At 60.0% G+C, this 14,855-nt stretch carries 12 protein-coding genes; 8 read left to right on the top strand and 4 right to left on the bottom strand.

Going from position 1 to position 14,855, the window contains the following annotated elements:
- Positions 1-9: 9 nt before the first annotated feature.
- Together ACQQ2Q_RS04980 and ACQQ2Q_RS04975 are read right to left on the bottom strand one after the other, a co-directional pair.
- Positions 10-1,293 (bottom strand): NAD(P)/FAD-dependent oxidoreductase, encoded by a 1,284-nt coding sequence (locus ACQQ2Q_RS04980; protein WP_428185912.1) that lies wholly within the window; start codon positions 1,291-1,293, stop codon positions 10-12.
- Between the two features lie 25 nt (positions 1,294-1,318).
- Positions 1,319-2,755 (bottom strand): glutamine synthetase family protein, encoded by a 1,437-nt coding sequence (locus tag ACQQ2Q_RS04975; RefSeq protein ID WP_428185911.1) that lies wholly within the window; start codon positions 2,753-2,755, stop codon positions 1,319-1,321.
- Positions 2,756-2,818: 63 nt separating this feature from the next.
- Here ACQQ2Q_RS04975 and ACQQ2Q_RS04970 point away from each other — a divergent pair, with 63 nt between their 5' ends.
- The 4 genes from ACQQ2Q_RS04970 to ACQQ2Q_RS04955 all read left to right on the top strand — a co-directional run bounded on the left by ACQQ2Q_RS04970 (position 2,819) and on the right by ACQQ2Q_RS04955 (position 8,037).
- On the top strand, positions 2,819-4,060 hold the full coding sequence (locus ACQQ2Q_RS04970) for an NAD(P)/FAD-dependent oxidoreductase (protein ID WP_428185910.1): 1,242 nt from the start codon (positions 2,819-2,821) through the stop codon (positions 4,058-4,060).
- A 124-nt stretch (positions 4,061-4,184) separates the two neighbouring features.
- Positions 4,185-4,328 carry a hypothetical protein gene (locus ACQQ2Q_RS04965; protein WP_428185909.1) on the top strand — a complete coding sequence of 48 codons (144 nt, stop codon included), beginning with the start codon at positions 4,185-4,187 and terminating at the stop codon, positions 4,326-4,328.
- A gap of 235 nt (positions 4,329-4,563) precedes the next feature.
- The gene (locus ACQQ2Q_RS04960) at positions 4,564-7,101 is read left to right on the top strand and encodes a methyl-accepting chemotaxis protein (protein WP_428185908.1); all 2,538 of its coding nucleotides are present in this window, start codon (positions 4,564-4,566) and stop codon (positions 7,099-7,101) included.
- Between the two features lie 192 nt (positions 7,102-7,293).
- Entirely contained in the window at positions 7,294-8,037 is a 744-nt protein-coding gene (locus ACQQ2Q_RS04955; RefSeq protein WP_428185907.1) for a YrbL family protein, read from the top strand.
- Positions 8,038-8,194: 157 nt separating this feature from the next.
- Here the strand turns inward: ACQQ2Q_RS04955 and ACQQ2Q_RS04950 are convergent, their stop codons facing one another.
- Together ACQQ2Q_RS04950 and aceA are read right to left on the bottom strand one after the other, a co-directional pair.
- Positions 8,195-8,467 carry a hypothetical protein gene (locus ACQQ2Q_RS04950; protein WP_428185906.1) on the bottom strand — a complete coding sequence of 91 codons (273 nt, stop codon included), beginning with the start codon at positions 8,465-8,467 and terminating at the stop codon, positions 8,195-8,197.
- 77 nt (positions 8,468-8,544) lie between these two features.
- Positions 8,545-9,834, bottom strand: a complete 1,290-nt coding sequence (gene aceA, locus ACQQ2Q_RS04945) for an isocitrate lyase (RefSeq protein WP_428185905.1) — start codon at positions 9,832-9,834, stop codon at positions 8,545-8,547.
- A gap of 227 nt (positions 9,835-10,061) precedes the next feature.
- Here aceA and ACQQ2Q_RS04940 point away from each other — a divergent pair, with 227 nt between their 5' ends.
- The 4 genes from ACQQ2Q_RS04940 (at position 10,062) to ACQQ2Q_RS04925 (ending at position 14,854) form a co-directional block, all read left to right on the top strand.
- Positions 10,062-11,489: a helix-turn-helix domain-containing protein gene (locus tag ACQQ2Q_RS04940; RefSeq protein ID WP_428185904.1), complete on the top strand. Its 1,428-nt coding sequence runs from the start codon at positions 10,062-10,064 to the stop codon at positions 11,487-11,489.
- A gap of 131 nt (positions 11,490-11,620) precedes the next feature.
- Positions 11,621-12,718, top strand: a complete 1,098-nt coding sequence (locus ACQQ2Q_RS04935) for a polyamine ABC transporter substrate-binding protein (RefSeq protein ID WP_428185903.1) — start codon at positions 11,621-11,623, stop codon at positions 12,716-12,718.
- Positions 12,719-12,795: 77 nt separating this feature from the next.
- Positions 12,796-13,938, top strand: a complete 1,143-nt coding sequence (locus ACQQ2Q_RS04930; RefSeq protein WP_428185902.1) for an ABC transporter ATP-binding protein — start codon at positions 12,796-12,798, stop codon at positions 13,936-13,938.
- A 4-nt stretch (positions 13,939-13,942) separates the two neighbouring features.
- A complete protein-coding gene (locus tag ACQQ2Q_RS04925) occupies positions 13,943-14,854 on the top strand; it encodes an ABC transporter permease subunit (RefSeq protein WP_428185901.1) in 912 nt (303 codons plus the stop codon).
- Position 14,855: the final 1 nt, after the last annotated feature.

The raw sequence follows: 14,855 nt of genomic DNA, 5'->3' as shown, positions 1-14,855 counted from the left end.
GTTCACCTCTTAGAATTTGTCCCGCAAGGCGTAATAAGTCAGCGCGAGGAACAGCAGCGGGCTGCGCAGCCTGGAGCCGCCGGGGAAGGCACCGATGTTCAGATCCCTGATCAGATCGAGTTCCCTCGATCGCCCCAAGATGCCCTCGGCCCAGAGCTTTCCGCAATAGTTGGAGAGCATGACGCCATGACCGGAGAAGCCGCCAACCGAGGTGACGCCCGGCATGACCTCGCGGGCAAACGGCTTGCGCGACATGGTGATGCCGACCGAGCCGCCCCAGGCATGGGTGATGCCGATATCATGCAGTTCCGGGTAGATCTCGGCGATCTGCCGGCGGATATGTTCGGAAATATCGCGCGGGGTATCGGAGGTATAGGCCTCGCGTCCGCCAAACAGCAGCCGTCCGTCATTGGTCTTGCGCCAGTAGCGCACGACGAATCGGGAATCGGCAATGGCATCGGAGCCCGGAATGACCGACGGAAACTTGTCGAGCGGAACGGTGGCACCGATAAAGGAGCGGATCGGCATCACATGCGCCGCCGTGACCGGTTCCAGACCCTTGATATAGGCATTGGTGGCCAGCAGCACCTTGTCGGCGGTGATCGTGCCACGCGCCGTCTCGATCATGGTCTTGCCGCCGCTCTGGCGGATGCCGGTCGCACGCGTCATTTCAAACAGGTCCGCACCGGCAGCCTTGGCCGCCTTTGCAAGGCCGATCACCAGCTTGAGCGGATGGATATGCCCGGTGCCGGTATCGCGGGTGCCGCAATAGAAGCGCTTGGAGCCGACCCGTTCGGCGGTTTCCGCGATGTCCATATAGGAAATGTCGGTATAGCCGAAGCGGTGGAAGGCTTCGACCGACTTCTGGTAATCGCGCTCGTGGCCGGACTTGTGCGCGACATTGAGCTGGCCCGGCATGAAATCCATGTCGATGGCCTGGTCTGCGGCAAAGCCGAGGATGTATTTCTTGGCATTTTCGGCAAGGTCGAACAGCGCCTTGGCGCGCTCGAAGCCGTATTCGTCTTCCAGTTCATCCGGCTCGGCGCGCTGGCCGGTGCCGAACTGGCCGCCATTGCGACCGGACGCACCATCGCCGAAGCGACCGTCTTCGATCAGCGTGACCGACACGCCGGCCCTGGCCAGCGTATAGGCTGCCTGAAGGCCGGTGAAGCCGCCGCCGACAATGGCGATGTCGGTCTGTCTGGAGCCGTCGAGCACCGGATATTCCGGACGCTCGCCAGCACTGTCTTGGTACCAGGAAATCCCTGGGGCGATCGGGCTTTGCCAAAGCATGGGGGGCACTCCTTGTATGCGACTGTCAGACATTCAGGAGCAGGAATTCCCGCTCCCACGGGCTGATCACCTGCATGAATGTCTCGAATTCCCCCCGCTTGATGCCGGCGTAAAGACCGACGAATTCCTTGGAAAACACCTTTTCGAAATCGGGCTGCTCCTCCAGCAGTGCGACCGCCTCCAGAAGTCCGCGAGGAAGATCGATCGACCCTTCATTGGCCGAGATTTCCGTCGCTTCCGTGGGCTTGATGGAATTCATGATGCCGAGCATGCCGCAACCGAGCGACGCCGCAAGCGCCAGATAGGGATTGGCATCGGAGCTCGGCAGGCGGTTTTCCACGCGCCTTGCCGCCGCATCCGACTGCGGAACGCGGAAGGCCGTGGTGCGGTTGTCATAGCCCCAGGCATTGTTGACGGGGGCTGCCATATCGGGTGCCAGACGGCGATAGGAATTCACGTAAGGGGCCATCATCACCAGCGCACTGGGCACGTATTTCTGCATGCCGCCGATGAAGTGGAAGAATTCCTCCGACGGCGAGCCGTCGGCATTGGAAAAGACATTCTTGCCCGTGTCGATTTCCACCACCGACTGGTGGATATGCATGGCGGAACCGGCCTGTCCCTGCATCGGCTTTGCCATGAAGGTGGCATAGATGCCGTGCTTGAGGGCTGCCTCGCGGATGGTGCGCTTGAACAGGAAGACCTGGTCGGCCAGCGCCACCGGATCGCCGTGACGAAGGTTGATCTCGAGCTGGGCGGGACCCTCCTCGTGGATCAGCGTATCGATCTCGAGGCCCTGCTTTTCGGAGAAGTGATAGATATCGTCGATCAGTTCGTCGAATTCGTTGATGCCGGCAATCGAATAGCTTTGACCGCCCAGGATCGAGCGGCCGGAACGGCCTTTGGGCGGCCGAAGCGGATAATCCGGGTCGTCGTTCATGGCCACCAGATAGAATTCGATTTCCGGGGCCACCACCGGCTTCCAGCCGCGCTCTTCATAAAGCTTGACCACATTGCGCAGCACATTGCGCGGCGTATAGGCGACTTGCTCACCCTCGGTGTTGATAACGTCGCAGATCACCTGCGCTGTGGGATCGCTTTCCCACGGCACCACCGAAAGCGTGGACAGATCGGGCACAAGCTTCAGATCGCCATCGCGCGGCTCATAGCGGAACGAGGCCGTCTCATCCGGATAATCGCCGGAAATGGTGTGGCGATAAAGCGCCGACGGCAGAGCCAGCGATGTGTTGCTGGTGAACTTGGACGACGGCATCATCTTGCCGCGGGCCACGCCCGCAAGATCCGGCGTGATGCATTCGATATCCTCGATGCCGCGGGCGCGAAGCCAGTAGGCAGCCTCCTTCCAGCTTTTGACTCCTCGGGACGATCGCAGGTCTGGAGGCACAGAAGCCTTTTTGGAAGCGGCGCCCTGGGGTCTCAGCATATTTTTCTTCGGAGGCATGTCTCACCAGTCTGTTGTTGATGGCGCCATCATAGCCAGACTTTCCCGCTTGGCGAGGGGGGGATGATTGACTTTATGCCGCTGATCGCAAAAGACAGGGCCGAATTTTACCGGGAGAAGCACGTGGCGCGCGAATACGATGTCCTGATACTCGGCGCAGGCGCCGCCGGCATGATGTGTGCCATCGCCGCTGCCAAAAGGGGTCGCACGGTGCTGGTCATCGACCACGCCAAGGCCCCCGGAGAGAAGATCCGGATATCGGGCGGCGGGCGCTGCAACTTCACCAATATCCATGCCGGACCAAAGAACTATCTCTCGGAAAACCCGCATTTCGCCAAATCGGCGCTTGCCCGCTACACCCCTGCCGATTTTGTCGCCATGGTCGATGCCCATGGAATTGCCTGGCATGAAAAGACGCTGGGCCAGCTGTTTTGCGATGACAGTGCGCGCCAGATCATCGACATGCTGGTGCGGGAGATGCGCGACGGCGGTGCCGAATTGAAACTGTCCTGTTCGATCGAGACGGTTGAGAAATCCCCTGACGGCTACAAGGTCGCCACCAGCGACGGCGTCTTTCACGGCAAAAGCGTGGTTCTGGCCACTGGCGGCAAGTCGATCCCGAAAATGGGGGCGACCGGTTTTGCCTACAGGATCGCCGAGCAGTTCGGGCTGAAGACGACGGAGACGCGTCCGGCATTGGTGCCGCTGACGCTGGAGCCGGGTTTTCTGGCGGAACTGTCGCCGCTGGCCGGCCTTGCGGTGGATGCAAAGGTGCGCCACGCAAAGACCAGTTTCCGCGAGGCGCTTCTGATTACCCATCGCGGCCTGAGCGGCCCGGCCATCCTGCAGATTTCCAGCTATTGGCGCGAGGGCGACGAAATCGAGATTGCCCTTGAGCCGGAGACGGATTTTGCCGAATTGCTGAAGGCGGCCAAGCGCGAAAACGGTCGCCAGTCGGTGCAGACGGTGCTGGCCCACCGCCTGCCCAAGCGGCTGGCGCAATACTTCGCCGAGCGCAATCAACTGTCTTTGCCGCTTGCCGATATGGCCGATCGCAAGTTGGACGCCTGCGGCGAAAGCCTGAAACGCTGGACGATCAAGCCTGCAGGGTCTGAAGGCTACCGCACGGCCGAAGTGACCATCGGCGGCGTCGATACCAAGGGTCTCGACCAGAAGACCATGGAAGCAAGGGGCGTGCCGGGGCTCTATTTCATTGGCGAATGCGTGGATGTGACCGGCTGGCTGGGCGGCTATAACTTTCAATGGGCCTGGGCATCGGGCCGTGCCGCCGGAGAAGTTGCATAGACGTTCGAATGCGTCCTCTGATATTCAGCGCTTATTAATGGATCTCCGCCAATCTGGTTGAATGCCAAAGCCGCGATCGCATCGACGCTCTGGCCTGCGCCATTTGTCATTCAAGGAGTCCAGCATGCCAAAGTCCAGCCGTCGTGCCCGCGCAATCGCCATTGCCAAGACCGAAGATGCGGCAGCCCAGCGCATGACGTTTCTGACCGGTGCGGCGCTCTTTGCCCTGGCGGCCATTGCTGCTGTCGTGCTGGCAATCGTTTCCTGATCATAATGGCCGACCTGCCTTGCCGTTTCCCGCACGATCGGGACGGCAGATGGGTAGCATGCGTATCGTAAAGTAGCGATAGCTTAAATAAAAATTTAATTCATCAGCGTCACATTGGAGATACCGAAAGGTCTGCGCGCGTAAAAGCAGAGCCGAATTTTTTTTGAGGGCATGGGTGGCGCAGATCCGGAAGGGAGACCGGGCGCCGCATGGCATGCTGAGGGGGTAGTTTTAGATGTTTGTAGACAAGTTCCTGTCTCGCTTTTCCATTTCGACCAAGGTTCTGGCCTTCGTCTTTCCATTCGTTCTGTCCATTTCCGCCGTCGGCCTGATGGGACTCTACGCGTCCGGCCTGTTGCAGCACCGCATGGAAATCTCCAACGGCATGATGGGTGCGTTGAGCGGTTTCCGCGATGTCAGCACCGCCATGGACAAATTTCTGGTCGAGCCGTCAGAGGAGACCCGCAGCGCGGTCAGCGATGCGCTCACGGTGCAGCAATCGGCGCTTCAGACCAGCCTTGCCGGGCTCGATGACACGGCGGTCGGCCGCGAGGATCTCGAAAAGGCGATCCGCGCGACGGAAGGGATCGATGGTCGCATTGGCGGGCTTTGGGATCTCTATCAGCGTGAATCCGAACTGGATGCCTCGATCGCCGGCGGTTTGAGCGCCCTGGTCTCGGCACAGATGGAACTCTCCGATGAGGCGACACGCCTTCAGCGCGCCGTGCGCAACGAGGAAAATGAAGCCAAGGCAGCGTTGCGCCAGGCAGCACGCCTGACCGATGGCGGCCAGTTCGTCACCTCGCTGGTCAACCAGACCATGGCTGCCGGTTCGCCCGAGCGCCAGTTTCCCTTTCTGACGGCAAAGCTTGGCGACCTGGTGAAGACGCAGCGCAAGGTGCTCTCCGCATTGACCGGCAATCAGGGCATTATCGGCAAGAATTTCGCCGAATCGATCGCCGATCTGCGCGAACGCGTGCAATCGGGCGATATGGGTCCCGACAATGCCGATGCCGTCAAGGCGATCCTGCGCAAGTTCCGCCAATATGCAGAGGCCTTCGATGAGGCATCCGCCTCCAAGACGTCGGAAGCCATCAACCAGTTTGCCGATGTGGACGCCAAGGTCGTGGTGGCCGAAGAGGTTCTGGCCGGTAGCCGCAAGCTGATTACCGGCGTCTACGACCTGCGTATCGTTGCCGAAGCCTTCCGTATCACCAAGGATCAGGAGGGAATGGAGCGGATCGACCGTCAGGTGAAACTGATTGCCGATAATCTCGAAACACTCGGTGCCAGCATCGAGGACAAGGCCTTCTTCGATAAACTGTCTGCGCATATCACGCCGGCGCTTGCTGCGCTGAAGGACAGCAGTATTGCCCTGGTGGATGTCAGCGCCGAACGCAAAACGGAATATGCCGAGGCCAATCAGGCCATCGTCACGGCCTGGAGCAATCTCACCACCTTCTCCGACATGCAGAAACAGGCAGCCGTGGAAGAGCGCGTTCGCGCCAATGGCGTCTCGATCTCCACGACCGTGATCGGTATCCTGCTGGCGGTTCTGGGCGGAATTGCCCTGGTCCTGACCCTGCAGCGGCCGATTGCCGCCATTACCGGCACCATGCGCCGCATTGCCGATGGCGATCTTGAAACGACGATTGCCGGAGAGGCCCGTGGCGACGAGATCGGTGCCATGGCCCGTGCGCTCGGCATCTTCAAGAACAATGCCCGGGCCAAGATCGAGGTCGAGGCGCAAAGCGAGCAGCAGCGCGAAAGTGCCGAAGCCGAGCGCCGCCGTAACGATGAGGAAAAGCAGGCGCTGGACGCCGAGATCGATCATGCGGTGACGAAGCTTGCCGCAGCGCTGGAACGGTTGGCCGCGGGCGATATTTCCTTCCAGATCGAAGGCAAGTTCAACGGACGGCTGGAACGCCTGCGGGTGGATTTCAACCTGTCGCTGCAGCGCTTGCGCGACACCATGGGCAAGATCACCCATAATGTCGGTCTCATCCAGAACAATGGTCGCCAGATGGCAGGCTCCACCGGCGAGCTTTCCAAGCGGACCGAGCAGCAGGCCGCCTCGCTGGAACAGACGGCCGCAGCCGTCGACGAAATCACCGCAACCGTGCGGGGGGCCGCAGAACGCGCCAAGGAAGCCGACAGCATTGTCGGTGACACCAAGCGCAATGCGGATGAATCCGCCGTCGTGGTCGGCAATGCCATTTCGGCAATGGGGCGCATCGAGGAGGCCTCACGCAAGATCGAGCAGATCATCGACGTGATCGAGGATATTGCCTTCCAGACCAATCTGCTGGCGCTCAACGCCGGCATCGAGGCGGCACGCGCCGGCGACGCCGGCAAGGGCTTTGCCGTTGTCGCCCAGGAGGTGCGTGAACTCGCCCAGCGCTCCGGCGGGGCCGCGCAGGAAATCAAGGGCCTGATCAACAGCTCGTCCGAAGAAGTGGCAACGGGCTCGACCCATGTGAAGGAAGCGGGCGACGTGCTGCAGCGCATCAGCGAGCAGATCGCCACCATCAGCCAGCATGTCAATATGATCGCCACCGCCAGCCAGGAACAGTCTGCCGCGTTGCAGGAGATCAACACCTCCGTCAACTACATGGATCAGATGACCCAGCAGAATGCGGCCATGGTGGAAGAGGCGACGGCCGCAAGCCATGATCTGGCCAATGAGACGGACGATCTGATGGTTCTGGTCCGGCAGTTCCGCATCGAGGCGGAAGGCGTGGCGCCCCGCCATCCATCGACTGCCGCCGCCTGATCCGGGCGCGATCTCACGATGAAGTGTTTGTCGGGCTGGCCTTCGGGCCGGCCCTGCTGTCTTTTTAAGGCGGTGCGGCAGTTTGCCGTTTATGACAGGTATGTTACACGGACGCGCAATTAAGGACCGCTGTGATCGCCGTGCGACCCGCGTTCCGTTGGCAGATGAAGCCCCAAGGCGCAGGCACCCGTGATGAAGACGTTACAATTTTCCGACAAGATCGATCTCGCCGAATGGCAGCTTATTGCCGGTGGTGCCTCGCGTGACGTTTATGTTCACGACGACTATCCTGAAATCGTGCTCAAGGTCATTCGCGAAAACAGGCGCGGTCCCAACGGCGAAAAGCGACTGCGCTCCAGGCGCAAGTTCTACCGCCATATCCGCCGCTTTGGTGCCTATCTGAGCTTCAGCCGTGAATTCGACGAATTCCTGGAACAGGCGCGCCGGTTTTCCGGCGACGAAGATGTCGCGCTGCCGATTGCCCGTATCTACGGCTTCATACACACCACCAGGGGGCTGGGCATGCTGGTGGAACGGTTGCGTGGACCATCGGGTGAAACAGCCCCGACCATTCGCGATGTGCTGCGCAAACATGGGCCGCAGCCGTGGGTCTTCGAGCTTGTGGATGAATGTTTCGAGGTGATGCGCAAACATCATATCGTCATGGCCGATTGTAGCCCCGACAACTTTGTCCTGACCGGCGACGGCAAGGGCGGCCAGCGCATTGTCTGCATCGACGGCACCGGCGACAAGAGCGCCATCCACATCTATGCCGTGAGCGGCACGCTGAACGCGCTGAAACTGAAGCGTTATCGTAAGCGTCTGCAAGACACCATCGATGCCTTTGTTGTATCCGAAGGCCTGTCGGTGAATGGTGAGGAACTGGCGGCTCAGGCTCAGGATCCATCGCGAGACGCGTCTCGCCAGACGGTCTGATCAGTCAGGCGGTTTGATCAGTGAGGCGATGGCGTTTGACATTGCGCCGCAGTGTCGCCATCCGGTCGGGCCGGCATTGCTGCCTCTCGACAAAGAAAGCCGGCCAGAAGGCCGGCTGAGGTGGTGCAGGACAGTGATGAAGCCTGATTAAGCCATCTTATTGTGGCGTCAATTCGACCACGGTGTCGGATATGTGATGGGCCTGCGTGACAACGACGGGGATCAACAGGTCGCCCCAGTTGCCGTCGCCGCCATGGTGGCGGGCGGAGCGGATGAGTTCGACCGAGACGCCGCCATCGACGGCCTTCATGACGGAATGGTTGAGGCGATGCAGGTCATTGGCGATCATGCGGATCAATGCCTGCTGGTCGCCGTTCATGGCCGATGACTGTTCTTCGGCGCGTTCCTTGACTCGGGTTCTGGGTGTCATGGGTATTTCTCCTCTCATTGCTCGGGGTTGTTGAATTCTGGTTCGATTGGTTGGTGCAGTCGGGACAAGTCCCCCTCTTACTCCGCCGCCGGGCGGAACTGTTCGGTCTCGGTCGACCCCCGCATCGCCGTGGTGGAGGATGTGCCGCCGGAGATGGCGAGCGAGACCGCGTCGAAATAGCCGGTGCCGACTTCGCGCTGGTGCTTGGTCGCCGTGTAGCCGTTGATCTCCGCAGCGAACTCGGCTTCCTGCAGCTCCGAATAGGCGGCCATCTGCCGGTCCTTGTAGCCGCGGGCCAGTTCGAACATGCCGTAGTTCAGCTGGTGGAAGCCGGCGAGCGTGATGAACTGGAACTTGTAACCCATGGCGCCCAGTTCGCGCTGGAACCTGGCAATGGTCGCGTCGTCCAGGTTCTTTTTCCAGTTGAACGACGGCGAGCAGTTATAGGCCAGCTTCTTGCCCGGATGCACCTTGTGCACGGCCTCGGCAAACCGGCGCGCCTGTTCCAGGTCCGGCTTGCCGGTTTCCATCCAGATCAGATCGCAATAAGGCGCATAGGCAATGGCGCGGGCAATGCACGGATCGATACCGTTCTTGACGTGGTAGAAGCCTTCCGGCGTGCGGCCGGCATCGTAGTCGACAAAGGGCTGGTCGCGCTCGTCGATATCCGAGGTCAACAGCTTGGCAGCCTCCGCATCGGTGCGGGCGATGATCAGGGTCGAGACGCCCATGACATCGGCGGCCAGGCGTGCGGCCGTCAGGTTGCGGATATGGGCAGCCGTCGGGATCAGGACCTTGCCGCCCAGATGGCCGCACTTCTTCTCCGACGCCAGCTGGTCCTCGAAATGCACACCGGCCGCGCCCGCCTCGATGAAGGCCTTCATGATCTCGAAGGCATTGAGCGGTCCCCCGAAACCGGCTTCGGCATCGGCGACGATCGGGGCAAACCAGGTATCCACGGAAAGTCCGTTGCCTTCCTGCGTCTCGATCTGGTCGGCGCGCTGAAGCGTGCGGTTGATGCGCTTGGCAAGCTCGGGTGCCGCATTGGCGGGGTAGAGCGACTGATCGGGATACATGGCAGACGCGGTATTGGCGTCGGCGGCCACCTGCCAGCCGGACAGATAGATCGCCTTCAGCCCGGCACGAACCATCTGCATGGCCTGATTGCCGGAAAGCGCGCCGAGTGCGTTGACATAACCCTCTTCGTTGATCAGCTGCCAAAGGCGGCTGGCGCCCATTTCGGCCAGCGTATGGCGGATTGCGACGGAGCCACGCAGGCGTTGAACGTCGTCCTGACTATAGGGCCGCTCGATGCCGTCATAACGGCCCCGGGGTGCGTTCGGAATCAGTTTGTCAAAATCGGTCATAATAAAGCTCCTCGCCGTAGATGCCTCCGGTGCACGCCTTAAATCGCGTTTTGTGCGCCGGCTTCGATGTGACTGTTTTTACAGTGCGTCGCAAAATACTGCTAGAAACAAAAGGAATTCTGGGGTTTAAATGAGGTTATCTTGTCTGGTCTTTGACAGCAGGGCGGTGTAAATTTGTAAATATTGTAAATGCGGATTTTCTGGCAGACTTGTAAAGGACGGTAAAAATGGCGGAGAACAAGATATTTGCCGGTCCCCGCGTCCGGCGGATCCGCAACGGATTGGGGCTGACCCAGACGGCCATGGCCGAGGCCCTGGAGATCTCGCCGTCCTATCTCAACCTGATCGAGCGCAACCAGCGACCGTTGACCGTGCAACTGCTGTTGAAGCTCTCCGCCGTCTATAAGGTCGATCTGGATGAATTGCAGGGCGAGGCGGGCGGTACGGTGAGCCAGCTGCGCGAGGTCTTTGCCGATCCGCTGCTGGCAGGCGAGGTCCCGGGCGATCAGGAACTGATCGAGGTGGCGGAAGCGGCCCCCAATGCCGCCACCGGCATTTTGAAGCTTTATCGCGCCTATCGCGAACAGGCGGAACGTTTGACCGACCTTGCCGATCTGCTGGCGCGCGAGGGCCATGAAACCTCATTGTCCGGCACAAGGCTGCCAAGCGACGAGGTTCGCGAGACGCTGGAGAAGCGCGCCAATTTCTATGCCCGGATCGAGGATGCGGCGGAAGCCTTTCACGCATCGCTTGGGCTTTCCGCAGGCGACGATCTGGGCGGCGCGCTGAAAGCCTGGTTGCGGACAAAACACGGCATTGCCGTTCGCGCGCTGCCGGTTCATGCCATGCCCAATCTCAGGCGTCGCTATGACCGCCATACCATGCGGCTTTTCCTGTCGGAGCGGCTGTCGCCCTATGACCAGCTGCGCGAGGTCGCCATGGAAGCCTGCCTGCTGGCGTTGCCCGACGAGATTTTTGCCGAGTTGCAGGATCTGCCATTGTCATCCAACGAGGCCCGGCGCCTGGCCCGCTTCGAGCTGGCGCGCTATGCCGCCCATGCGTTGATGATGCCTTACGCAGGCTTTCTGGCGGCCGCACAGCGGGCCCGCTACGATGTCGACGTGTTGCGCGCGCGTTTTTCGGTGTCTTACGAGCAGGCCGCCAACAGGCTGACCATGCTGCAGCGACCGGGGGCCGCTGGCATCCCCTTCTTCCTGCTGGAAATCGACAATGCCGGGCATCGATTGCGAAAGGCAGGCGCTCAAGGCTTTCCCCAGGCCCGCTTTGGCGGCGGCTGTCCCAAGCTCAACATTCATGCCGCCTTTGCCCAGCCGGGGCAGGTTCTGGTCGATCATGTGGCCGTGACAGATGGGGGCGGATATCTGACGATATCGCGCACGCTGGAAGGTCCGCAATCGGGATTTAACGAGCGTGTCAGGCGTTCCGCACTTCTGATCGGTTGCGATGCCGCATTCCGTCACGATGTCATCTATGGAGAGGCGGTTGCGGGCGACGCTGCTGTGCCGGTTGCCATCGGCACGGCCTGTCGGTTGTGCGAGCGGCCCGGATGTCTGTCGCGGGCCGAACCGCCGGTGACGAGGCCGCTTGGCCTCGATGAAATGGTCACCGGCCTCTCGGCCTTCGATTTCCAATAGCGGTCGACAGCATTTTTTTGCACTGCGAATATTTTTCTTGTCGCCCGTCCAATTCCTTCCTAGTCTTGAGAAAACAAAAGGGAATGGCACGGGGAACAAGCCCGGCTGTGATAAAAAGAACTGGAGAGAAAATGAGATCCAATCTGATCAAACTGGCGTCTGTTGCGCTCGCGACGATTTTCGCAGGCGGTGTCGTCCAGGCTGAAGACCGCGTTGTGAATGTCTACAACTGGTCGGACTATATCGACGAATCGATCCTCGCTGATTTCACCAAGGAAACCGGCATCAAGGTCGTCTACGACGTCTTCGATTCGAACGAGACGCTGGAAACCAAGATGCTTGCTGGGGGCTCCGGCTATGACATCGTGGTTCCGACCGGCAGCTTCCTGCAGCGCCAGATCCAGGCCGGTGTGTTCCAGAAGCTCGACAAGTCCAAGCTGCCGAACCTGAAAAACATGTGGGACGAGATCTCCAAGCAGGTTTCGGTCTATGATCCGGGCAATGACTACGCCATCGATTACATGTGGGGTACCACGGGCATTGGCTACAATGTCGACAAGTACAAGGAAATCATGGGCACCGACGATCAGCCCGACTGGAATGTGATCTTCGATCCGGAAGTGATCGCCAAATTCAAGGATTGCGGCATCTACATGCTGGATGCGCCGACCGAAACTTTCCCGGCGGCACTCAATTATCTCGGCCTGAATCCGGATTCCAAGGATCCGGCTGAACTGGAAAAGGCGGCCGCTCTTCTCGAAAGCATTCGCCCGAATATCCGCAAGTTCCACTCGTCTGAATATATCAACGCGCTCGCCAATGGCGATATCTGCCTGGCCCTCGGCTGGTCGGGTGACGTGCTGCAAGCGCGCGATCGTGCCGCCGAAGCCGATGCTGGCGTTCACGTCGAATATTCGATCCCCAAGGGCGGCGCTCTGATGTGGTTCGACCTGATGGCCATCCCGGCTGACGCCAAGCATGTCGAAGAGGCACACGAGTTCCTCAACTACATGATGAAGCCGGAAGTCATCGCCAAGGCATCCAACTATGTCTTCTATGCCAACGGCAACAAGGCCTCGCAGGAATTCCTCGACAAGGACGTTCTGGACGATCCGGCGATCTATCCAACCGAAGAAGCCATGAAGAAGCTTTACACGGTGACCCCCTATGCCCCCAAGGTGCAGCGCATCGTGACGCGAGCCTGGACCAAGGTCGTCACCGGCCAGTAACCGCAAGAGACACAAGGCTCGGGAGAAAAACTCCCGGGCCTTTTTTAAGACACGAGTGCTTCGGGGGAAGAAGACATATGAAGTCACTGGGTAGTATTAGACGTTCCTTCGCGCCCTGGACCGATCCGGACGCAAAGCCCTATATTTCTTTCCGCAATGTGACCAAGCGCTTCGGCGATTTTACCGCCGTCGACAATCTCAATCTCGACATCTATCACCGCGAATTCTTCGCTCTGCTCGGTGCCTCCGGTTGCGGTAAGTCAACGCTGTTGCGCATGCTGGCCGGATTTGAGCAACCGACCGAGGGCGAGATCATTCTCGACGGCCAGAACATGGCCGGCACGCCGCCCTACAGGCGCCCGGTCAACATGATGTTCCAGTCCTATGCGCTGTTTCCGCACATGTCGGTGGAAAAGAACATCGCCTTCGGCCTGCGCCAGGACGGCATGCCCAAGCCTGAGATTGAAGAGCGCGTGAAGCAGATGCTGAAGCTGGTGAAGCTCGAGCAATTTGCCGGGCGCAAGCCGAGCCAGCTGTCCGGCGGCCAGCGCCAGCGCGTGGCGCTTGCCCGCTCGCTTGCCAAGCGACCCAAGGTGCTGCTGCTGGACGAACCGCTTGGCGCGCTCGACAAGAAACTGCGCGAGGAAACCCAGTTCGAGCTGATGGACCTGCAACAGGAACTGGGCCTGACCTTCGTGGTGGTGACCCATGACCAGGAAGAGGCCATGACCATGGCCGACCGCATTGCCGTGATGTCGGCGGGTCACGTGATCCAGGTGGCGACGCCGGCGGAAATCTACGAAGAACCCAAGAGCCGTTTCGTGGCCGAGTTCATTGGCGATGTGAATGTCTTCAACGGCACCTGCAAGGGTGTGGTCGATGGCAAATGCGAGATCGCCGGCGATGACGGCCTGACGATCCGGATTCAGTCGGCCGACGTGCCGCCGACCGGCACCAAGGCCGGCTTTGCCATTCGACCGGAAAAGATGCGCATCAGTGCCGGCCCTCCGGCCGATTCCACGGTCAATGCCATAAGCGGCGAGATCTGGGATATCGGTTATCTCGGCGATATGACGGTGTTCTACGTCAAGCTGGAAAGCGGCAAGGTGGTCAAGACCTCGCAGCTGAATGCCGCGCGCACCGTGGATGATCCGTTCGGCTATGAGCAGCAGGTCTGGGTGTCATTCGCCGAGGATGCCGGCGTCATCTTGAAGGATTGATGCCATGACAGGATTGCAAGCCTTCCTCACCAAGCGGATCGTCATCGCCGTTCCCTATGCCTGGCTGTTCGTCTTCTTCCTCGTGCCGTTCTTCATTGTCATGCGCATTTCGCTGTCGACGACGGCGATTGCCATGCCACCTTATACGCCGGTCTTCAGCTTTTCAGAGGGATTGTCGATCTGGCAGGAGAAATTCTCCGAGTTCTCGCTCGACAACTATGCCTGGCTGTTCAGCGATGCGCTCTACATCAACTCCTATATTTCCAGCGTCACCATTGCCGGAATTTCCACCCTGTTCACGCTGCTGATTGCCTATCCTCTGGCCTATGGCATGGCAAAGGCGCCGCGCACCTTGCGGCCGACCTTGCTGATGCTGGTGATCCTGCCGTTCTGGACCAGCTTCCTGATTCGCGTCTATGCCTGGATCGCGATCCTGAAGCCCGAAGGCCTGCTCAACCAGCTTCTGCTGACGCTGGGCGTCATCGACAGCCCGCTGATCATCCTCAACACCAATACTGCCGTCTATATCGGTATCGTCTATTCCTATCTGCCCTTCATGGTGCTGCCGCTTTATGCCGCGCTGGAGAAGATGGACGGCACGCTGATCGAGGCGGCCGAGGATCTGGGTTGCCCGCCGATGACCGCGTTTTGGAAAGTGACATTTCCACTGTCGTTGCCCGGGATCATTGCCGGCTGCATGCTGGTCTTCATCCCGGCTGTCGGTGAATTCGTGATCCCCGATCTGCTCGGTGGCTCGCAGACGCTGATGATCGGCAAGACACTCTGGAACGAGTTCAACGCCAACCGCGACTGGCCGGTGTCATCGGCGGTGGCGACCATTCTGCTGTTGCTGCTGGTCGTACCGATCGTCTTTTACCAGAATGCCCAGGCACGGGCGCAGGAGCGGGAGAGATAAG

The organism is Agrobacterium sp. ES01, assembly GCF_050320885.1.
Taxonomy (GTDB): Bacteria; Pseudomonadota; Alphaproteobacteria; order Rhizobiales; family Rhizobiaceae; genus Allorhizobium.
The sequence above is the reverse complement of the archived record's forward strand: the minus strand, read 5'-3'. Positions and strand labels throughout refer to the sequence as shown.